Source organism: Mesorhizobium sp. M2A.F.Ca.ET.043.05.1.1 (assembly GCF_003952445.1).
Taxonomy (GTDB): domain Bacteria; phylum Pseudomonadota; class Alphaproteobacteria; order Rhizobiales; family Rhizobiaceae; genus Mesorhizobium.
In genome coordinates this window covers 6,691,442-6,712,483 of sequence record NZ_CP034446.1, presented here as the reverse complement: position 1 = coordinate 6,712,483, position 21,042 = coordinate 6,691,442, and the positions used below count along the sequence as shown (strand labels likewise).

The window sequence follows — 21,042 nt, the reverse complement described above, 5'->3', positions numbered from 1 at the left end:
TTCATGTGTTCTCTCCTTCGCGCCAATCGCGACGGAGAGACCCTAATCTATGCCGTCCCAGCTGCGGCTAAACCATGAAAAACGCTGGCGGAAACGCGCCAGCTCGGCATAGTTCGGCGGTCGGCATAAACGTGCAAGCTGAACGACGTCGAGCCGCTCGGCTTGCGGATTCCGAGGTCATCGCGCGCACCATTCCGATTTGATCGCGCGCAGCATTCCGAGAATTACCCGCGCAGCATTCCGATACGATCGCGCCCAGTTTGGAGTTAGGAGAACCTGATCCTTGGGGCATCCTCCGGTCTGGCAACGACCGGAGGAATGGATGCCGACGAGGAGGGTTAAGATGCGCCACGTACGCGAGATTTTGCGTTTGAGCCTGGAAGCAGGGCTATCGACGCGCGCGATTGGCGAGCGTGCCGGGGCCGGGGCGACGACGGTCCGGGATATGCTGAAGCGGTTTGCACACTCCGGGCTGAACTGGCCGGTCCCGGCCGAGATGAGCGACGCCGACCTGGAAGCTTGTCTGTACGGCTTACCTGGGGTGAAGCCCGGCCGGCGCAAGCAGCCGGAACCGGACTGGTCGGCGGTGGCACGCGAGCTGAAACGCAAGCATGTGACGCTGCAGGTTCTGTGGGAAGAATATATCGCCGTGCACCCGGATGGTTATCGCTACAGCCGTTGGTGTGACCTGTTCCGGAGCTGGGAAGGCCGCCTGCCTCTGACGACGCGGCAGAGCCACGCGGGGGTGAGAAGATGTTTGTCGACTACGCCGGCGACACGGTGCCGGTTGTGGTCGACCGCCGGACCGGTGAGGTGCGCGATGCCCATCTGTTTGTGGCGGTGCTCGGCGGATCGAGCTTGTCATTTGCCTGCGCGACGTGGACCGAGCAGTTCGCGGACTGGATTGAAGCGCACAATAGCGCCTTCGCCTTCTTCGGCGGCGTGGCCCATCTTGTGGTGTGCGATTACGTGCCCGGGCACGTAATCGGGGTTTTGTGTCTCGAACGGTTATGTGCCCTGAGAGGCAGAAGTTCCTGCAATTGAACGGTTTGTTTGTCCCTAGCGGCACATCGCGCAGGCGATGCAACGAGCGCATCTTCCATTTCTCCCTAACCCAGAATGGAGGTTGCCATGTTGGAACGCTTTTTCGTCAAGCCGCAGACAGTCGATCGGATTATGGATTGCTGGCTTGGGCCCCAGATCGATGAGTATGTAACGGCCTTATGCGACCGGGGCTACGCGCCTCGGAGCATTTATCGCCGAGTTCCGGTCCTGACGAAGTTTGCAGCGTTCACCGCGGCCCACAATGTCGACCAGATCAAACGAACCGAGGTGCTCATCGAGCCATTCATCGACGATTGGTTGTTCACTCGTCGTGGCGACCGATCCGCTGAAGCGTGTCGACGCGATCGCAACTTCGTCGGGGGCGTTGTGCGGCATTTCTTCAGCCAGGTCGTCTCGAAGTCGGATAACACCAGCCATAGAACAGCCTGGCCGATCCCATTCGCTACCCAGGTGGTCGGGATTCTTTGATTACCTTCGCGAAGAGCGGGGCCTGCGTGCGAGCTCCATTCATCACTACCGGCACTATCTGCGTGGGTTCGAGCGATATCTCAGGGATGTTGGATGCGAGGTGACCGCGCTTTCGTTGCCAGTGGTGACGGGGTTTGTCACGACGCAGCCTCAGCACTTCGGGCCCATCAATGATCGGTCTCGCAAGCACATTGCGGGTTTTTCTCCGATATGTGCATCGAGAAGGTCTTATCCAACGCGACATCAGCAAGCTCGTCGAGGTGCCCCAGCATTACAGGTTGGCCGACATCCCCCGATCGATCGGTTGGGATTCCGTCCGGAAGATGCTCGACCAAGTCGATCGCCGCACCGTCGTTGGCCGACGCGATTACGCCATGCTGTTGCTAATGATCACATACGGTCTGCGCGCCCGCGAGGTCGCGACGCTGACGCTTGATGACCTCGATTGGAAGCGGGATCGCCTGCATGTGCGCGAGCGCAAGGCCGAGCATAGCACGACCTATCCGCTGGCGGCCATCATCGGCGAGGCGATCGTGGATTATCTCAAGAATGGGCGACCCGAGGTGGCAAGCCGGCTGCTTTTCTGGCGGCACCTGGCGCCGCAATCGGCGCTCACACAGTCCGCGGTATCCGCCACTGCCAGCAAGTATCTTCATCGCGCTGGTATTGCGGTGAGCCGTCCCGGATCACACACTCTCCGTCATGCCTGCGTCCAGCGCCTGGTCGACACGGGTTTTTCGCTCAAGACTATCGGCGACTATGTAGGACATCGGTCCGCCTCCTCAACCATGATCTATGCCAAGGTTCAGGTCGATGGCTTGCGTGAAGTGGCTCTGGGTGATGGGGAGGATCTGTAATGAGAACCCGTCTTCCCGAGCCTTCAAGTCCGATCGCGTCCCACATCGTCGCTTTCCTCCGCCACAAGCGCGCGCTCAACCGACGCTACGACGTCGAAGACAAGGTGCTGCGCATGTTCGACGGCTATCTGAATGCTCAAGGCGTGACGAGCGTAGCCGAGATCACCGCGACATTCCTCGATACGTTTTTTCTCAGTCGTCCACGCACGCGGCCGCGAAGCTTCAACCACCTTGTAGGTGTCGTGGGCCGGCTGTTCGAGTGGATGGTCGAACACGACTTTGTCGATCGCTCTCCAGTCACGATGAAGCCGCGTCGCCGGGGTAATCCAAGACCGCCCTGCATCCTGGATCTGCGGACCGCTCAACAGCTCATCGATCGCGCGGCCAAGCTCCCCGACCGCAGCAACGCCCCGCTCCGCGGCCCCGCTTATGCCACCATCTTCAGCCTGCTGTTCGGGCTTGGTCTGCGCGTCGGCGAAGTTGCGCGCCTGCGTTGGCGGGATGTCGATCGGGATCGTAACGTCCTGACTCTCCGCGAGACGAAGTTTTCCAAGTCAAGGCTCATTCCCATGGGGCCGCAGCTGGCACAGCGCCTTTATGCGTTCACGGCGCTGCGATCACAGCACGTGGTTTCGGTTACCCCCGACACGCCGCTGTTTTCTTTCTTGCAGGGTCGGGCTGTGAACCCCGGCACGATCAGTATCATTTTCCGTTCGCTGGCCGATCAGTTGGACATACCGATCCCGCCGGGAGGAACGCCGGCTCACGTGCATGATCTTCAACACAGCTTTGCGGTCGGGCGACTTCTACGGTGGTATCGCGACGGACATAATCCCACCGACAAACTGGTCAAGCTGTCGACCTTCATGGGTCATGTGGATCCCGCTTCCACCGCCGTCTATCTCACCGTTACCGCCGATCTCCTAGAAGCCGCCGGTCAGCGCTTCGAACGCTTTGCAGCGCCGCTTTCGCGTGGAGGGCGGCCATGAGGACCGTCGGCAGCCTCGTCTATCAGTTCTTCGAACACCATCTCAAAGCCGAGAAGGGTTTGGCGTCCACCTCGATCCGGAGCTACCGCGACGGAATCCGGTTATTTCTCCTGTTCTTGGCCCGAGAGAACCGACGCCCGATCAGCAAGCTAAGGCTGAGCGATCTCAGCGCCGACAATGTGCGGGCCTTTCTCGCCCATCTTGAAGCCGAGCGCGGCAACGGCATCCGAGCACGGAACCACCGGCTCGCAATGCTACACACCTTCTTCGCCTATGCCGGTGGCCAGGAACCTATGGTGCTGCCGGAGGCCGAACGCATCGCCGCCATCCCGAGGAAGCGCGCGCAGCCGGCAGCCACCTATTATCTTGAACGCGATGATGTCGAACGGCTCTTCGACAAACTGCCGCGCGACGGGAAGCTGGCCATCCGCGACAAGGCCCTGCTCATGTTCCTGTACAATACTGGTGCCCGCGCAACGGAAGTCATCGGACTGATCGTCGATCAGCTGGTTTTGACCTCCTCGCCGCGGGTGAACCTGCACGGCAAGGGCGATAAGTGGCGGACCTGCCCACTATGGCCCGAGACCGCTCGCCTGCTTGGCGAGATGCTGCGTGACCGACGCCAGCCATCCATGCCGGAAAGTTCAGTATTCCTAAGCAACGTCGGCAAGCCGCTGACGCGATTCGGCCTGTACAAGCTCGTCCGGCGTCATGGTTCGAACATTCGCATCGGCAACGGACAGAGGTCCATTTCTCCGCATGTTTGGAGACACACGACGGCCGTCCATCTGCTTGAGTCCGGCGTCGACGTGAACGTTATAAGAGGTTGGCTTGGCCACGTCAGCCTGGATACGACCAACCGATATGCCGAGATCAGCATCAGGATGAAGCAGGAGGCGCTGGAGGCCTGTCAGCCGCCTTCGAGTTCTTCGGTGGGACCGCCACGAAGACCAGTCTGTCAAAGCGAGCCAAAACTTCTCGAATGGCTCGCCGACCTCTGATCGTTATGTGCCCCACAATCTGTTGATCCAAGCGGCTTCGACGACGGGGGCACATAACCGTTCGGGACACAAAATCCCGACAATGCGAAGGTCGCGGTGATCAAGGCATGTCACTTCGATCCGATGGTCAACCGCAGCTACACCGACATGGCCCGTCATTACGGCACGGCGGTGCTCCCGGCGCGGCCGAGGAAGCCGCGCGATAAGGCGAAAGTCGAGGCCTGCGTCGGCATTGTCGAACGCTGGGTCCTGGGCCGCTTGCGCAACCGGATCTTCTACAGCCTGGCCGAGGTGAACGCGGCGGTCGCCGAGTGCATAGTTGTAGAAGTTTGGACTTGACATGACAGTTGGTGTCGGAGAGTGGTCAGTTTGGGTCTGTCCGGTAGGTTTAAGCCCCCATCATCTTTTCCCTCGCCAGCGGCGTCGCGTCAACAAAGGTCTGCATGGGGGTCTTCCCAAAACACCAGCGACCCTGATGTGGCCGTTGCTCATTGTAACTCTCGACCCATTCATCCAGGTCGACCTGGAACTCCTCGATCGTGTGATAGATCTTCTTGCGGAAGGCGACCCGGTAGAACTCGTCCAGCATTGTCTTATGGAGGCGTTCAACGATGCCGTTCGTCTGCGGGCTCTTGGCCTTGGTGCGGGTATGGTCCACGTCTTCCACCGCCAAGTAGAGCTCATATTCGTGATGCTCGGGATTGCCGCAATACTCGGTGCCCCTGTCGGTCAGCACCCGGCATAGCTTTATTTCCCGGGTGTCGAAGAAGGGGATCACGCGGTCATTCAGGAGATCGGCCGCGGTGATCGGCGTCTTGCGGTCATAGAGCTTGGCGAAGGCGACCTTCGAGTAGGTGTCGACAAAGGTCTGCTGATAGATCCGGCCGACCCCTTCATGTTGCCGACATAGAAGGTGTCCTGCGCACCGCAATAGCCGGGGCATTCGCTCTCGAACTCGCCATGGGCCTCCTTCTCGGTCTTGGCCTTCTCCAGCGCCGCGAGCTGGCTTTCGGTGAGGATGAGGCCCTCCTGGGCGACCTTCGCCTCCAGCGCCTTGAGGCGCTTCTTCATCGTTTCCAGATCGTGGCGTTGCCACACCCGCGCACGCCGGCCGGCGAGATCGACTGGCCGAGCTTGCGCACCTCGTTGGCGATCCGCGTCTGGCCGAAGGCCGGATGCTCCATCGTCAGCGTGAGGATCACGCCCTCCACCTCCGGCGGCGTCCGATTGGCCAATAGCGGCTTCTTGCGCGTCAACTCCTGCAGCGCAAGCTCACCGCCCGTGTCGTACAGCTCCTTAAAACGATAGAAGCTGTCGCGTGAATAGCCCATCATCTTGCACGCCTGGCTGACATTCCCGAGCTGCTTGGCCAGCTCCAGCAACCCTACCTTGCCACGAATAACTTTCTGGTCCTTGGTCATACTCAGTGCCTTTCTAAACGCTGAGGCCGGGCGCTGCGAACCCTCACCACTCCGCGCCCGGCCTCAGCTCTCGCTTCAGCTGTATGACACTGACTGTCAGATTGAGTCTTAACTTTTACAGCATAGTCGATCTCAACGACACACGGGTGCTTCGCCAGTTCAGCAAAACGCGGCGCCAGCTGTTCGAGGAGATCGACGCGCCGAACCTCAAGCCGCTGCCGGCGGAACGGTGGGTCCACGCTGAATGGAAGCGTTGCCGAGTCGGGCTCGACTACCACATCGCGATCGAGCACCACCATTACTCGGTGCCCTGGCGTTACGCCCGCCGCGAGGTCGAGGCTCGAATTACCGCACGCACCGTCGAAATCTTCCTCGATGGCGAACGCATTGGCGCGCACATGCGTGGCAGCGGCAACGGGCGGCATACGACGATCCCCGAACATATGCCGTCCAGCCATCGACGCTACCGTGAATGGACGCCCGTGAAGATCCGGGAGGAAGCGGCGCGGATCGGTCCGATGCTGTCGTTGCTGGTTGAAAAGATCATCGAGGATCGGCCGCATCCCGAGCAGGGCTACCGTTCATGCCTCGGCATCATCGGGCTGGAGAGGCGCTTCGGCGCCGAACGCCTGGAAGCGGCCGCGCGGCGCGCGCTGGAGATCCAGGCGCGCAACTATCCCTCGGTCAAATCGATCCTCGAGAAGGGGCTCGACAAGGTTCCGGTGCGCGAAGCCCCGGACCACACGCCGATCTTCCACACCAACATCCGGGGCTCCGGATATTACCACTGAAAGGACTGCAATGCTCAAACATCCGACACTCGAACTGCTGGGGCAACTCGGTCTGGCAGGCATGACGCATGCGTTCATCGAACTGGAAAGCAACAGCGATGCCGCTAACCTCAGCCACGCCGAATGGCTTGCTCTGCTCCTCGATCACGAGGCGACCTACCGCAATGACCGGCGCCTTGCGCTTCGCCTTCGTCATGCGCGGCTACGCCACCATGCCGTGCCCGAGGATGTCGATTACCGTGCTGCGCGTGGTCTCGATCGCCGGCTGTTCGACAGGCTGCTCAAGGGTGACTGGATCGCCGCCCATGAGAGCTTGGCCATCGTCGGGCCGGCCGGGGTCGGGAAGAGCTGGTTGGCCTGCGCCATCGGTCACAAGGCTTGCCGTGACAACCGTTCGGTCCTCTACACCCGACTGCCGCGGCTCATCGATGACCTGTCCCTGGCCAAGGGCGACGGCCGCATCGCCGCGCGCATGAAAAGCCTCGCCAGGGTTGATCTCCTCATCCTCGACGATTGGGGCCTCGAACCGCTCGACGGCAATGCCCGTCACCACCTGCTCGAAATCCTCGAAGACCGGTACGGACATCGCTCAACACTGGTGACCAGCCAACTCCCGGTGGCCCGCTGGTTCGATCTGATCGGGGATCCCACCTACGCCGATGCCATCCTCGACCGCCTCGTTCACAACGCTCACCGGCTCGAACTCAGCGGCGAATCCATGCGCAGATCCATCATCTCCGCTGCCGCTTGACCGAACCGCAAATGCAGTGACATCTTCCCCGACGATCAGGTGCTCCACCTGCGCGCGATCACTGCGCGCCATCCTCGGAATCCGCACTCGGCTACCTCGCCGACGTCCTCACCAGGATCGTCAACGGCCACCCGAACAGCCAGATCGACGATCTCCTGCCTTGGGTCTACATCGCCGCTCCCAAGCTCAAGGCCGTGGCCTGAGAACACCCGCTTACGAAGTTTTAACGGATATTAACTTTTCGGTCGCGCAACGATGTTCATCGTCATCATCGATAGCGCGCGACAAATCCGTCGCTAATCGGCGGATATTGCGTAACCGCCCATCCGGCAGGCGGATGACAACAAAGGCAGGTCCGCGCCCCGACCGAAGTGATGCCACCTCAAACCGCTGTCCACAGAGCGCGTGTCGACGGTAGTGAGACACCAGCCGATCAATGACAGGGGCATCCTACTCTGCTTGGCTCGCCAAAAACACTGTCCCGTTCGCCCGCGGAGCGGGTTGGAGGTGACCTGTTTGACGCCGTTGCGACTGAAGAGCTTGTTCTCGGTCGCGTCGTCGGTCAGTTCGCTCCGCAATGGCCAGCTCAATTCAACCGCCGCTGCGCGCTGCAGATTATCCTGCACTGTACTGCGCACTATTCCCAACACGACGGCAATCTCGCGAAAGGTCGTCCTGCTTCCGGCGCAGCATTTGTCTCGATTGTCTCATAGTTCATCGCGATAATGCCAAAGTTGCTGACCCGGGAGGTAATCTTCAGTGCGGAAAACTGCCCGACTTTTGATTGGAATGGTCAGGTCGGAATCCGCACATCGACTTTGTCAGCAACGCTACATTCGAACTTGGTTGCAAAATCACAGCACAAATGGTGGCCACCCTGACCAGTGTCGTGCCCGTCTATTGTAGAACAAACTCTGCGCGCATCTATGATTTTGACCCGCCTATTAACGATCACGTAATTCTCGGACGCCGGACGCCGGACGGCGAGGTCGAGGGCGCCGCGTGGCCTCGGGTTGAACGCAGGCCGCGCAGATGTGGCCAGCCAGTGCATCAAGCGACGCCTCGTGCTCCTTCAGAATCCCGATGATGTTCGTCTGTGAAACAGCTGCGCTTCATTCTCTGGTCCTCACAATTGGCCAACCTCCTTCCGGAATGGGTTGAATGAGGCATCAATTCCGCTCCCCTGCATAAGACTCCCGCGGAGAAGCCGGGCAGCCGACACTTGGTATCGGAGCTTGTCGAGTCCGCGACACGGTGGCGTTCGGCCCGGCTTCCTCCTGCACTCGCATTTAAGCCATTGAACAAGGAGCAGAAAAGTTTTCTCTGGGCCTTTTATATTTTAGTTGGCACGATTTTTGAGAGCCTCTCATCGTGCGGGGGCAGGAGCTATCGGACCGCCATTCATGTGGTGGTGAGATCACGATCGATCGAACGAAGGGAGCGATAGCAACATGTCAGGTCTGCGACAGATCGCGCCCTCTGGGAAAGGAGATATCGGCAAATCCACCGCGTCCCAAAATAGACTCAGCGTCCCCTCAGACGTCGGGCAAAAGATCTTAGTCGTTAGATGCGGCCCGAAGACCGGATCCGCCCTAATCCTGCACCTGAAGGCACAGGATGCCGTCCTCCATCTCGCCGCGCGCGATCACACTAAATGGTCGGTATATTCCTGGCCGCAGCGGGCATCTACCGGTCCGACTTCGAGACCCGTCTTCATGTTCATCGTACTCTATTCCCAAGCAAGGAGCCAAAATATGTGCGGCATCTGTGGATGGATTGATTTCGATCGTGACCTAGGAAGTCCCGAGGCGCGAAGGGAGCTGGCCGACATGACGGCCACCATGGCTTATCGTGGTCCGGACGATGAGGGGACTTGGATCGACGGTCCTGCGGCACTGGGACACCGCCGCCTAGCGATCATCGATATCCAAGGCGGTCGCCAGCCGATGATACACCAGGAGGACGGCCGACCGGCGTTGGTGCTCATTTACACGGGCGAGGCTTACAACTACCGCGAGCTGCGTCAACGGCTTGCCGTGCTAGGCCATCGGTTCGACACGAGCAGTGACACCGAGGTGGTGCTGCGCGCCCACCGCGAATGGGGCCACCGCGACCCCTGCAGCGCCGTGAGCGAAATCAACGGGATGTTCGCCTACGCACTCTGGGACACCGGCAAGCGCGAACTGCTTCTCATACGCGACCGGCTCGGCATAAAGCCGCTTTACTACTACCCCACCGAGCACGGAGTGTTGTTCGGCTCCGAGCCAAAGGCGATCCTCGCCAACAGTCTCGCGGAACGGGCCATGGACGCCGATGGGCTTCGTCGCACTCTGTGCTCCATCGCTGACCCGTACAACACCGGGTTCCGCGGCATGCGTGAGGTACGGCCCGGCCACATCGTCCGCGTGACCCGCGACAGCATCCAGCAGATGAGCTACTGGCAGCTCACCGACAGTGGGCACACCGACGACGTGCCTACCACCGTTCGGCGCGTCCGCGAATTGCTCGAGGACACGATTCAGCGGCAGCTCATCGCCGACGTGCCGCTGTGCACGCTTTTGTCGGGCGGCCTTGATTCCTCGGCCTTGACCGCACTGGCCGCGCGCTTCAGCGACAAACGGATTCGGTCCTTCGCCCTTGACTTCGTCGGTTACACCGACAACTTTACCCCCGGCCCGAACCGCCCCACACCCGACAAGCCGTATGTGCAGGAGGTCGCGAAGTTCCTTGGTACCGACCACACGGACATCACGTTGTCCGCGGACGAACTCATGAACCCGAACGTGCGTGCCGCCACTCTCCAGGCCCGCGACCTGCCGTTGACCACGGGCAACATTGATAGCTCGCTCTACCTGCTGTTCCGGGCCATCGGGCAACACTCTACGGTGGCTCTGTCTGGGGAGGCGGCCGACGAGCTTTTCGGCGGCTACTCGTCGTTTCACGATCCAGCGCAAGTCCAGGCCGACACGTTTCCTTGGATCGAAGACAGCGACGATATCATACGGCGGTCCCTAGACCCCGGCCTCGTCGAGAAACTCGACCTACCTGGCCACCTCGACGAGCAATACCGCAGGGCACTTGCGGAAGTACCGGCACTGACCGGGCCGGCCTCGGCCGATCCGCACGAGCGTCGAATGCGCGAGGTCTGCTATCTCTTTCTCACGCGTTACCTGCCGATGCTGCTCGACCGCAAGGACCGGATGAGCATGGCTTTCGGTCTCGAGGTGCGGGTCCCCTACTGCGACCACCGCCTCGTTGAGTACGTGTTCGGCACCCCATGGGCCCACAAGACTTTCGACAGGCGCGAGAAGAGCCTGCTGCGAGCCGCAACAGCGGAGTTGCTGCCGCAGTCGGTGGTGCAGCGTGTCAAGAGCGCGATTCCGGCTATCCAGGATCCGACCTACCACAGAATGCAGCGCAGCCGGTTCACAGCGCTGCTGAATGACCGCAATGCGGCAGTGGCACCGCTGCTGTCCGTCGACAGGTCCCGCGCGTTACTCGATGCGACCGACAACCTCAGGGGGATAGAGCGTATCTTGGCCCTCCAAGATTTCCTGACCGAGTACAACGTGAGTTTCACGGCTTGAGACGGCGGAACACGCAGGAGGACAGCAAAGGGGGTTCGGGCGCCCGATACGGCCTGGCCTCATCCCGAACTTTCGGGATTGCATATCCATTACGCAGCACACCAATGCACAGGAGTCTCCGCAATGATACCCGGACCTTGTATTTCAACTCGGGGCACCCGAACCGCATGAACCGAGTGTTTGCGATTCCGGGTCCACGCATGAGGTCGGCACGTGCCGCGTTGAAGGTTCGCACACCTGGACAGTATTGGCGTTGCCTCCGTTGAAACGCTGCTACTCCGAAGCGCAGCAGTGGACGGATGCTTCATGTTTGTGCCGTCGTCGACAACGAATTCCAGACGGTTCGCGATCCGTATGAGTCAAAGTGCGAAACGGACACGTCTGCCCACTAGGCTATTGGACACGCACTCAAAGTCTTTGGATCGAGAATTAAGCTCGGGCGATATCGCTGTCGCGCCATACGACCCGACGCTTCCAAGGAATTTCCACACGTCTGCTGCCACGCGGACGTCACCGACACCTACTGGTACCTGCAGATCGATGCGCCGCCAGCGCACACGCCATCAATCCCACGTCCGGCCCCGTCTCGAGGATTTGCGCCAGTTCGGGCCTTCTGTTCCGGCGACAGGCGCGGCGTGGGTCCGCCATACCAGGCATCCTTCAGACATCAGGACCATCCTCGTTGAAGCGATGCACCCGCCCCGCAGCATCTGGCGGTCCATGCCGCCGATCCGTGCAGCATTCTCATTCCGTCCATGACCCCAGCCAGCGACAACAAGCGCCTGCTCTGGTTGACGTACTTTGCCGTCTTCGCCAATTGCCCGAAGCGCCACAGCCGAATAATTAGTCCGCATCTTCACCGCTCATCCCGTCGCCCGAATTCTCCTCGCGACAAGGAGTCTCGGCTCAATCGAGGCGGATATCCCTAGAGCACGTCCTGTTTAATCCGGTTCATATCCTGCGGCTTTGAAGTAATTGGCACATTCGGCTGGGGGAAGAGGTCGACGACCGCGCCGACCGCGTCCCACAGAGCCTTGATGGTTCTCTCGGCCTTTGCTCGCAGCAGCGCCTTGAGTTTGGCGAAGGCGTTCTCAATCGGATTGAAGTCGGGACTGTAGGGCGGCAGGTAGAGCAGGCTCGCGCCTGCGGCCTCAATCGCGTCGCGCACGCCGGCGGCCTTGTGGGCGGGCAGGTTGTCCATGACGACTACGTCGCCCTCTGACAACGTCGGGACCAGCACCTGCTCGACATAGGCCAGGAACACGTTGCCGTTCATAGCGCCGTCGTAGACGAAGGGCGCAGTCATGCCCGTCAGCCGCAGCGCTCCGGTGAAGGTCGTGGTCTTCCAGTGGCCATGCGGCACGCCGGCCCGGCAGCGCTCGCCGCGCGGCGCTCTTCCACGCAGGCGGGCCATCTTTGTGGAGAGGCCGGTCTCGTCGATGAACACGAGCTTCGCCGGATCGAGATCGAGCTGGCCGTCGAACCAGTCCCGGCGCCGCTTCAGCACGTCGGGGCGATCCTGCTCCAGTGCGTGCGCGGACTTTTTTTGAATGTCCAGCCGTGGCCGCGAAGCCAGGCGCTCAAGGCGCTGCGGCTGATCCGCACCGACTGCTCGGCGACGAGCCGCTCCACCATCTCGTTCAGCGTGATGTCCTTGCGTTCCTCGATCAGCCCGACGATGAAGACTTCATGCGCATCGAGGCTGGAGGCGCGGCGGCGGCCCTGCGGGCGTGGTGCCAGTTCGCCGATCTTCGCCCGCGCAATCCAGCGGATCGCGCTGGACACTCCCACGCCGAACCGCACCGCCGCTTGCCGCGCCGACATTCCCTCGTCCGAAGCCTTCAAAACCCGCGATCGAAGATCCCCGCTCAATGCTCTTCCCATCGTCCACCTCCATCGAGGTGGATGTTGAATCAGCACAAGACGCAGCTGTCACATCACAATCGATTCATCGATCACAGGACGTGCTCTAGAGAGTCAGCTCTCAGAACCTTTGGTATGAGTACTTCTTCCACTCGACCTGGGCTCGGAAAGTCTGGCCTTTTCAAAGCCGTTCTCGACTACGTACATCGTCTACGCTTCGCGCTGGATATTCAGCAGATATACGAGGGAAAGAGCCCACCCTTCCAGTCGAAGTCCAGCTCATTGAAGGACGCCATCTCCGGGCGGGATTTTATCCCACGGGCGAGGTGTTGCCAGGGCGCCGCCGCGCGGCACCGGCTGACCGGACCGGGGCTATAGATTTCGCATCTCTCTGATCGCGATCTCGATCGCTTTTGCCATGCTAAGGACGCGGCGGTCTTCTCCGTTTTTAGCAATAACAAGAAGGCCAACTGGCAACTGATCCTGGGCCTGGCATGGCATTGTCGCGGCACAGCAGTCGAAGAAGTTCGCTATCTCGTTGTTGCGACCGATCAGGAATTCGATCCGCTTCGCCTGATCTTCATTGGCCAGATCCGAGATTCGCGGTGCGAGTATGGGTACGGTAGGCATCAGAACAGCGTGGAAGCGAGCCATCCGATCGTGTGAGGCGTTCACCATTGACTCTCGAAGATTGAGAGCCTCACTTCGATCGCGGGCCGAGACGGAGGCGCCCGAAAGGATGATCCGGGCGACCTCGGCATCAAAATCTGCCAGGCATTCCTCGACCAAACGGCCGTGCACAGCGTATGTCTCGCTGTGCGAAATCACAGGATAGGCGTCGCGCCAAACACCTGGCTCGATCTCGGGCCAGGAGAACTCAAGAACGGTCGCGCCTGCATCTGAGAGGTATTTCAGCGTGGCATTAAAGTCGGCGGCAACTTCCGGATCAAGATCGTCAAGGACCACGTTCGTCGGCACGCCGAATGACAGCCCACGCAGCGGCAGCTCTGAAAGCAGGCGCCACGGCGCATCAGTCAGAACGGCGTCGATTATGGCACACGATTCAATTGATCTGGCAATCGGACCGATGGTGTCAAATGTGGTAGAAAGAGGTGTCACGCCCTGACCGGGCACACGTCCCTCCGAGGGCTTGAAACCCACTAGGCCACAAAGTGCTGCGGGCCCCCGGATAGAGCCGCCGGTATCGGTGCCTAGCGCTGCGACTACGCTGCCCTCGGCTACGCTGGCCGCCGAGCCGGATGAAGATCCACCCACTAACCGATCGGGGGCGCAGGGATTGCGCGGCGTACCAAATTCACGGTTTTCGCCCGTGTTCGCAAACGCAAATTCTGACATGTTCGTTTTGCCGATGATAACTGCACCCGCCGAGCGTAGTCGGGCCACACATGTGGCATCTCGCACCGCCGGCGCGGCATGAGAGAGCGCGGGAGATCCTGCCTGTGTGATGTCTCCCCGCGCATCACAGTTGTCCTTGATGGCGATGGGAAGACCCGCGAGCAGCGATGGAGGTAATGTGCCGGCCGCCACGAGAGAGTCCTCCCAAGCCGCAGATGCTGTCGCCTGCTCAGTCCAGATGCGGGTGAATGCTGAACTTCCCCTTTGGCGAAGAGCCGTTGCCCGCGCGAGAGACCTCTTCACTAGGTCAGATGACGTAACCAGTCCTAGGGCGCGCCAACCTGCAAGTGCCTCTACAGTGTCTGCAGATCCAAACCCCTGCGGGAGATGCCCTTCACAGGCCATGTCCGCAATCGCTGGATCATCGACGTGGCGCTCTCCGGCTGGTACACCCTCCTCGCGTACAGTGCGCATCATGAATATCCATTAACTCGAAATTTGAGGAGGAAACGAGCAGCTTGCAACTCTGCAGCAAGGTTAGCCATCATCTTCGGGAGCTTAACCATGATGCTACCGTCAGAGGCACTCCAGTTCTCGATCACGCCGAAGTAGACGACGACAGTTTTGGTATAATGTTTGCGAGGAAGTACTAACCGCCCCCCCATGGCAGAACCAAGTGTCGTCGGTTACCATTTGGCGGCTATATAGTCAATGCCGGTCGAATTTCCCAAAAGTGCCGAAGTAAAACTCCTCAGTTCCGCCGCTCAGGCTGTCGCGGAGGGTGTCATTTTTCGGTGGCCGGCCGCGCGGCCGCGATGGTGGTATTTGCGCCGATGGGCGACATCGGTCGGTCCCGACCTAGTGAGTTTTCGGACCGGCATTCAACTTCAGTGCAACAGTAGGAACTAGTTGCCGCCAGGTACCAAAAATGGCGCCGGCGGGACCGGGATCGGCGCCGGCCGGCAAAGCTGCCAGGCGTCGCGCAGGGCGGCTTCATCCTCGGCGTGGCTGGCGAGCCGCATGCTGGCGGCGGCGCATTTCAGCGCCAGCCGCTGGCGCCAGGCGCCGGCCCAGGCCGGCTGCGCCCGGGCGAGGGTATCGAGCGAAGCCAAGGCGGCGCCAGCCTGGAAGGCCGCGTCGGCGTCGGTTGCGCTGCCGCCGCCGGCAAGCGCCCAGGCCGGAACGGCGGGCGGCGCGGCGGAGCTGGCGGTCGCGGGATCGAGGCGAATCATGCTTTCGAGGGTAAAGCGTCCGTGCGCTTTGTGCCACGATTTTCGGCGCAAAACGCACAGCTTGTCGGAACAGAAAAACGAATGATAATGTTGCCTTATCGTTCTTTTTGCTCTTTATATTGAAAATGGCCCAAAACGTCGATCAAAAGCCCGAAAACCACCTCGCGCGACCTTCCGGACAGCTCTACAGCACGGCGCCGGCGGATGACATTCCGGACGCGCGGCCGTCGGCGGAGAACGCGGCGCCTGGCACCGATGATCTCCCCGACATCATCGACGTCGTGCTCGAGATGGGGCGCGCGCCGGAAGAGCCGCAGGCGAAAGCTCAAGCCCCCTCCCCTTCTCTTCCGGCCGCTTCTACTCCGCGCCTGCCGGGTCATCTCGCGGCGCTGGCCGATCGCGGCGCGTGGTTATGTCGAGGCGGCGAGTTCCGCCAATACGCGTCGCGCCTATGCATCCGACTGGAAGCATTTTTCGAGCTGGTGCTGCCGGCAAGGGGTTGAACCGTTGCCACTACGCCGCCTGTCCTCACTCTCGTGGAACTATGCGCAGCGCGGGCTGCCGCTTGATCGCAAGGATCGGCACATCGCCACCGTGATGGCCGGCACCCGCAACAAGCACGCCGCCCCGCCGCGCCAGAAGGAAGCGATCCTGCCCGAGGATCTGATCGCCATGCTGGAAACGCTCGACCGCGGAACCTTACGCGGCTTGCGCGACCGCGCCATGCTGCTCCTCGGCTTTGCCGGCGGCCTGCGCCGCTCCGAGATCGTGGCTTTGGACATCGACCGCGACCAGACCGAGGACGGCCGCGGCTGGATCGAGATCCTCGACAAGGGCATGCTCGTTTCCCTTCGCGGCAAGACCGGCTGGCGGGAGGTCGAAGTCGGGCGCGGCTCGTCCGATGCCCTGCCCGGTTGTCGCGGTGCAGACCTGGCTCAAGCTCGCCGGTATCGCGCACGGACCGCTGTTCCGGCGCGTCACCGGCCAGGGCAAGGCGGTCGGCGCCGATCGGCTCGACGACCAGGAGGTTGCACGCCTGGTCAAGCGGACCGCGCTGGCGGCCGGCGTGCGCGGCGACCTGCCGGAAGGCGAACGCCGAAAGCTGTTTTCCGGCCATTCGCTGCGCGCTGGCCTCGCCTCCTCGACTGAAGTCGATGAGCGCTATGTGCAAAAGCAACTTGGCCATGCTTCGGCCGAAATGACGCGCAGATATCAGCGGCGGCGTGACCGCTTCCGGGTCAATCTCACCAAGGCGTCCGGGCTCTGAAAAGCTCCCCTCCCCTCCCAGGGTTGATCCGCTGGGTGAGGCGGTCAGGTCCTTTGAGGTCTCGACAACGCCTCATCGAGCACAGCGAGCGCTGCGTCCAGACTGTCGGCGGCCGACGCTTCGTAGTCAGGCATGATCATCAGCTGCGCGATCGCGCGGCTGACGAATTCCGGGTTGAGCTTTTCCATCCGTTGTCTGGTGCGAGCGACTTGTTCTGGGAGCGCACGCAGAGCGTTGACGACCTCGTCCAATTGCGACCGGGCTGCGGCGGCGATGTCGAAGATGTCGCGCGGTTTGGCTTCCGATCCCCGGAAATAGACCTTCTTGGCGATAATTTCCGGAATGGTTTCTAGACGCACCGTCCTGCCTTCCACCATGCGGGTCTCGAACGGCGTCGTTGTTAGCGCTCCGGCAACGATGAAGTCGATTTCGCCAATTCCCTCGAAGGCGAACTTCTGAAACCGAAGCCCGTCACCCAGATAGTTGGATGGCATCGTTCCGAAGTGCAGATGGCTTCTGGAGGGGTCAATGAATCCGAGCAATTGAGGGTCGTCGAGGAAGATATCGATGTCATGGCTTTCGCGATGGCCGATCTGGATCATCATCGCCGTTCCGCCACCAAATGACCATTCAAAGTCATCGCCCCCAGCATTCTCGCGAAGCTGATCGATCAGGTCGATAGTGATGCGAAAAAGCCGCCGCCATTCGGACGGGCGTCGGCTATCATGTCCAGCCATTACGCGGCGAGCGGGTAGCTCTCGCCGGACCAGGCAGAGAACTTGGCGGCAAAAGCCTTCAGGTCGTTGACCGCGATGTGGTGCGCGTTTGCGAACTCGACTTGCTGGGCGAGAGGGACCTCGCCGAGAAAGGCGCTGACATGACCGGGATGCTGCTTGGCCAGTTCGATATCAGCAAGGCAATGCGCCAGCGCCGCGTCGTCCAGTTGATCACTGTAGGGCGCGTTCACCGTCGTCAGTACTGAACCCAGATGCTTGCTCATAATGCGTGCAAGATAGTCGTTTCAGCCTTGTCGCACAAGTTGCCGCCCTCTTCCGCACCCATCGGCGGTCGGCGACGTGAGCGTTGTTTTCGTGACCCAGATCAGCCAGAATCGCCCCTCCAAGATCGCCGACGACGACGCACGGCGTCTCCCTTGACGAAAAAAGCGGGATTTCCCCCCCCGGCCGGAGCCCGAGAATGACCGAGCAAAAACCCGTCCGCCTGCCCGCCCCCGCTTCCGTCGAAACCGTGCTAGCGGGTTTAGAGCCGCAGTCGGCCGACGTCGAACTCTCCCCTGCCCTGAACAAGGCCTTTCCGGGCTTCGTCTTCACCGTCGCGAACATCGACGATCCATACTGGTGCAACCCTCACGACGTTGTCGCTGCCGACGGCACCCGTCTGGGCGACCATCGCGCCTGGTTCGAGCATGAACTGGCCGAGGTCGGCGGTGACCTCAACGCCTTCTGGAATCGGCATCGCCAGAGGGGGGAGAAATTCGCCGAATGGCTCGGCACCACCGCCTTCGCCTTTGCCCCGACCGGTCCCGGCGTCGCCGACTTCGTGCAGATCTCGCTCGGCCGCGAGATCGAGTTTCTGGCCGGCGCGGTGGTCGATCCCGACTATCGCCCCCGCAACGTCGACGACTGTTCGAGCCGACCTGGGTTTTGCGCGGTTCCGCGGTAGAGCCACAACAGCTCGCAGGGCCAGTCTACCGGCTGCGCGGCCGTTCCGGCGGCTGCATCGTCCACATGCAGTTTTTTGGCGCGCCGGACGCGCATCGAACGCGAACTGCGCGAGGCGCAGCGGCCTGAGCTGGAAAACCGGGTCATTCGCGAGGTCGGGCCAGATGGCACGCGCGACATCGCGTTTTTCGACGCCAATCCCGACTGGTTCGATTTCGTGCCGCGCGAAAGCCGCCTTTTTGTTGCCTGGGAGCGATCGAGTGCGGCCGCCGACCGCATCTTTGCTCACTGGACCTTCGACATCCACGACCTCGAGGAACGCGGCCGGCGCGAGATCGGTTGTTATTCCGCGGCCCCTCAAAATGCCGACTGAGCGGCTGCTCGCCGACGAAGGCGTCTCCGTGCACCGGCTGATGGAACGGGTCGAGGCGATCGACACCGAAATCGGTCTGCCCTTCGCCTGGTTCCTTCTGATGACCCACGGCCACTGGGTCGATCCGAATGTCGGTCACGCGATCGCCGAAGGCCTGCGCACGGGCCGGGTGCGGCTACCCGATCAGGACGCCGCCGTTCTGCTCGCTTGGGCGGACAGACCGTATCTGTTTTGAGCGAGCACCATGGACCTGGGGCTCTCGAACCTGCATCAGACGCAAAACTGTGGCGCGCCGACGCGCTTAACACGCGGGATTCGGTGGCTGCCCCTCCCATCGTCGCGCGTTTTTGGTCGGCATCTTGTCCGACGACGATGTCAAGACACTGTGCCATTCCCCCCGTTTGAGGCGGCTGCGCGACGGTAGCTTAGCGTTTCGATTGGAATCGAGAAGTAGAAGCAACACCGGCTTCGCTAGAGTGGGCCTTCGTCGAAGTGGTCTCGCCGAGACGCGATTTGGCATCTGTCCGGGAGCCATCTTCGAGGGGTCTGGCAACGAGCGCTGTCACATTTTCGTTTGGTGAGCGAACTCGACACCATTATTCCGTCCTCTCACTTGGCGTTTATCGTCGGCCACGGGCTGATGAGGCGCTGCGCCGTCTCCTCCGACGAGCTATCAGCTGGAAACGCTTTGGCTTAGCTTCTTCAAGGGAGACAAAAGATGACATGCCGCTTTGCAATGTCGGGTCAGCGCGCGGTCGAGTTTGATCTGCAGATATTTGTCAGAAGATCAGTGTCGCGATCACTTGCTAGGCACCGGTGCGGGTCGCCTCAGGAAGCCGATAAGAATTTGCGCGGGACGCTTGGGTAAGCAGGGATTTGTGCTTGGATAAGCAGTCTTTGTCCGCAGACAAAATCGCCGAATTGTGTAGCATATTCAGGTGCATGAATCACATCATGTGATCCTATCCTGAGACCATTAAGCTTTTGTTAACTTTAAATTTCTTGCCCGGGCGAACGAATCGGACATAATGACGGTTGCTTGGCGCTTTTACGTCAAAAATCGTTTTTAGAGAGTCTCGATCGAATGAACGTGAGTTCGCCCGTTCCTACGAAAACCCCGCTGCTGTTCGAGAAAAGTATCCTCGATCAGGGCGACCAGATATCGAAGAAGTTGCACCTGCTTTCGATGCAGCGCTTCCCTCCCCACGCAAAGAAAAATCTTCGTTCGTTCTCGCTTGCGGAGGTTGCCACATATCTGGGGGTTTCCCAGAGCCATCTGAAGAAACTGCATCTCGAAGGAAAGGGACCGGTGCCTGAAACCTCGACGTCGGGCAGACGCTCGTACACTGCTGAACAGATGCTTGAGCTGCGCCAGTATCTCGACCAGTACGGTCGATCCGACGCCCGCATGTATGTTCCCCATCGGCGACCGCGCGAGAAGCTTCAGATTTTGGCTGTGGTTAATTTCAAGGGGGCAGCGGGAAGACCACTACCGCTGCCCACCTCGCCCAATACCTTGCGCTTACCGGGCACCGTGTCCTAGCTGTCGATCTCGATCCGCAGGCATCGCTTTCTTCGTTGCATGGGTTCCAACCTGAACTCGACCAGACGAAATCGCTTTACGACGCGATTCGTTATGACGACGAGAGGGTGCCTCTCTCGGAAATCATCAAGCCGACGAATTTCCCAGGCTTGGACGTCGTCCCAGCGAACCTAGAGCTGCAGGAATTCGAATACGACACGCCTCTGGCAATGACGGACAAGTCTTCGAATGTGGGCAGGGCGTTTTTCACGCGCATCTCGAAGGCATTGATGGAGGTCGACGATCGCTACGATGTCATAGTTATCGATTGTCCGCCGCAGCTTGGCTACCTGACGATCACCGCACTGACCGCGGCGACCTCAGTGTTGATCACGATCCATCCGCAAATGCTCGATGTTATGAGCATGGGCCAGTTTCTGCTGATGCTCGGGAACATCCTGGAGCCGATCAGGGCGGCCGGTGCGGAGGTGAATCTGGAGTGGTATCGCTATCTTGTTACTCGATACGAACCCACGGATCAGCCGCAAGCGCAGATGGTGGCGTTCCTGCATACGCTGTTCGGCGAATTCATTCTCAAGAACCAGATGCTGAAATCAACGGCGATTTCCGATGCGGGGATTACCAAGCAGACCCTCTACGAAGTCGAAAAGAGTGCGATGACCCGTTCCACATACGAGCGAGCAATGGAAGCCTTGGACGTCGTAAATGGCGAAATCGTAGCTTTGATTCATGAAGCATGGGGGCGTTGACTTTGTCTGCTGACAAAAGCGGATATTTGCCAAATGTATTCAATGGA

General features: G+C 60.6%; 9 protein-coding genes and 11 pseudogenes. 14 read left to right on the top strand and 6 right to left on the bottom strand.

The features are described 5' to 3' along the window. Positions 1-343: 343 nt before the first annotated feature. From EJ069_RS32420 to EJ069_RS32400, 7 genes and pseudogenes are all read left to right on the top strand, one after another. A pseudogene (locus EJ069_RS32420) lies at positions 344-915 on the top strand (transposase); the annotation flags it as partial. Between the two features lie 216 nt (positions 916-1,131). Continuing rightward, the gene (locus EJ069_RS33645; protein ID WP_245456747.1) at positions 1,132-1,533 is read left to right on the top strand and encodes a hypothetical protein; all 402 of its coding nucleotides are present in this window, start codon (positions 1,132-1,134) and stop codon (positions 1,531-1,533) included. Continuing rightward, positions 1,469-1,618, top strand: a pseudogene (locus EJ069_RS33640) (site-specific integrase); the annotation flags it as partial. The gene EJ069_RS33645 and the pseudogene EJ069_RS33640, both read left to right, overlap by 65 nt. Positions 1,619-1,703: 85 nt before the next feature. Next, positions 1,704-2,390 (top strand): tyrosine-type recombinase/integrase, encoded by a 687-nt coding sequence (locus tag EJ069_RS33635; protein WP_245456737.1) that lies wholly within the window; start codon positions 1,704-1,706, stop codon positions 2,388-2,390. Next, complete coding sequence (locus EJ069_RS32410; RefSeq protein ID WP_126064575.1) at positions 2,390-3,379, top strand: tyrosine-type recombinase/integrase; 990 nt, start codon at positions 2,390-2,392, stop codon at positions 3,377-3,379. Before EJ069_RS33635 ends, EJ069_RS32410 begins: the two co-directional genes overlap by 1 nt. Continuing rightward, the gene (locus EJ069_RS32405) at positions 3,376-4,380 is read left to right on the top strand and encodes a tyrosine-type recombinase/integrase (protein ID WP_245456392.1); all 1,005 of its coding nucleotides are present in this window, start codon (positions 3,376-3,378) and stop codon (positions 4,378-4,380) included. Before EJ069_RS32410 ends, EJ069_RS32405 begins: the two co-directional genes overlap by 4 nt. A 75-nt stretch (positions 4,381-4,455) precedes the next feature. Next, positions 4,456-4,689, top strand: a pseudogene (locus EJ069_RS32400) (IS21 family transposase); the annotation flags it as partial. A 79-nt stretch (positions 4,690-4,768) separates the two neighbouring features. Here the strand turns inward: EJ069_RS32400 and EJ069_RS32395 are convergent. Beyond that, a pseudogene (locus tag EJ069_RS32395) lies at positions 4,769-5,801 on the bottom strand (IS481 family transposase). Between the two features lie 122 nt (positions 5,802-5,923). Here EJ069_RS32395 and EJ069_RS32390 point away from each other — a divergent pair. The 4 genes and pseudogenes from EJ069_RS32390 to asnB all read left to right on the top strand — a co-directional run. Beyond that, a pseudogene (locus tag EJ069_RS32390) lies at positions 5,924-6,592 on the top strand (IS21 family transposase); the annotation flags it as partial. 10 nt (positions 6,593-6,602) lie between these two features. Then, positions 6,603-7,343, top strand: a complete 741-nt coding sequence (gene istB / locus EJ069_RS32385; RefSeq protein WP_126064574.1) for an IS21-like element helper ATPase IstB — start codon at positions 6,603-6,605, stop codon at positions 7,341-7,343. Between the two features lie 92 nt (positions 7,344-7,435). After that, a pseudogene (locus tag EJ069_RS32380) lies at positions 7,436-7,546 on the top strand (transposase domain-containing protein); the annotation flags it as partial. Between the two features lie 1,512 nt (positions 7,547-9,058). Continuing rightward, the gene (asnB, locus tag EJ069_RS32375; protein ID WP_245456391.1) at positions 9,059-10,930 is read left to right on the top strand and encodes an asparagine synthase (glutamine-hydrolyzing); all 1,872 of its coding nucleotides are present in this window, start codon (positions 9,059-9,061) and stop codon (positions 10,928-10,930) included. Between the two features lie 941 nt (positions 10,931-11,871). On the opposite strand, the pseudogene EJ069_RS32370 reads toward asnB, so the two are convergent. The 3 genes and pseudogenes from EJ069_RS32370 to EJ069_RS32355 all read right to left on the bottom strand — a co-directional run. Beyond that, positions 11,872-12,814 (bottom strand): annotated as a pseudogene (locus EJ069_RS32370) (IS630 family transposase). A 351-nt stretch (positions 12,815-13,165) separates the two neighbouring features. Further along, the gene (locus EJ069_RS32365; RefSeq protein ID WP_245456735.1) at positions 13,166-14,554 is read right to left on the bottom strand and encodes an amidase; all 1,389 of its coding nucleotides are present in this window, start codon (positions 14,552-14,554) and stop codon (positions 13,166-13,168) included. A gap of 501 nt (positions 14,555-15,055) precedes the next feature. Continuing rightward, positions 15,056-15,381: pseudogene (locus EJ069_RS32355) on the bottom strand (DUF1403 family protein); the annotation flags it as partial. Positions 15,382-15,506: 125 nt separating this feature from the next. On the opposite strand from EJ069_RS32355, the pseudogene EJ069_RS32350 reads away from it, so the two are divergent. Further along, positions 15,507-16,648: pseudogene (locus tag EJ069_RS32350) on the top strand (site-specific integrase). Between the two features lie 44 nt (positions 16,649-16,692). Here the strand turns inward: EJ069_RS32350 and EJ069_RS32345 are convergent. Next, complete coding sequence (locus EJ069_RS32345; RefSeq protein WP_126064571.1) at positions 16,693-17,385, bottom strand: nucleotidyl transferase AbiEii/AbiGii toxin family protein; 693 nt, start codon at positions 17,383-17,385, stop codon at positions 16,693-16,695. Continuing rightward, the gene (locus tag EJ069_RS32340; protein WP_126064570.1) at positions 17,385-17,648 is read right to left on the bottom strand and encodes a hypothetical protein; all 264 of its coding nucleotides are present in this window, start codon (positions 17,646-17,648) and stop codon (positions 17,385-17,387) included. The genes EJ069_RS32345 and EJ069_RS32340 overlap by 1 nt, the downstream gene beginning before the upstream one ends. A 197-nt stretch (positions 17,649-17,845) precedes the next feature. On the opposite strand from EJ069_RS32340, the pseudogene EJ069_RS32335 reads away from it, so the two are divergent. Beyond that, positions 17,846-18,938, top strand: a pseudogene (locus EJ069_RS32335) (hypothetical protein). An 849-nt stretch (positions 18,939-19,787) separates the two neighbouring features. Continuing rightward, positions 19,788-20,995: pseudogene (gene repA / locus EJ069_RS32330) on the top strand (plasmid partitioning protein RepA). Positions 20,996-21,042 lie beyond the last annotated feature (47 nt).

What these genes read in the sequence shown, in the direction of transcription:
- EJ069_RS32410 (WP_126064575.1), top strand. Translation starts at nt 2,390, where the DNA reads ATGAGAACCCGTCTTCCCGAGCCTTCAAGTCCGATCGCGTCCCACATC.
- EJ069_RS32340 (WP_126064570.1), bottom strand. Translation starts at nt 17,648, where the DNA reads ATGAGCAAGCATCTGGGTTCAGTACTGACGACGGTGAACGCGCCCTAC.
- EJ069_RS32405 (WP_245456392.1), top strand. Translation starts at nt 3,376, where the DNA reads ATGAGGACCGTCGGCAGCCTCGTCTATCAGTTCTTCGAACACCATCTC.
- asnB (WP_245456391.1), top strand. Translation starts at nt 9,059, where the DNA reads ATGTTCATCGTACTCTATTCCCAAGCAAGGAGCCAAAATATGTGCGGC.
- EJ069_RS33635 (WP_245456737.1), top strand. Translation starts at nt 1,704, where the DNA reads ATGATCGGTCTCGCAAGCACATTGCGGGTTTTTCTCCGATATGTGCAT.
- istB (WP_126064574.1), top strand. Translation starts at nt 6,603, where the DNA reads ATGCTCAAACATCCGACACTCGAACTGCTGGGGCAACTCGGTCTGGCA.
- EJ069_RS32365 (WP_245456735.1), bottom strand. Translation starts at nt 14,554, where the DNA reads ATGGCCTGTGAAGGGCATCTCCCGCAGGGGTTTGGATCTGCAGACACT.
- EJ069_RS33645 (WP_245456747.1), top strand. Translation starts at nt 1,132, where the DNA reads ATGTTGGAACGCTTTTTCGTCAAGCCGCAGACAGTCGATCGGATTATG.
- EJ069_RS32345 (WP_126064571.1), bottom strand. Translation starts at nt 17,385, where the DNA reads ATGGCTGGACATGATAGCCGACGCCCGTCCGAATGGCGGCGGCTTTTT.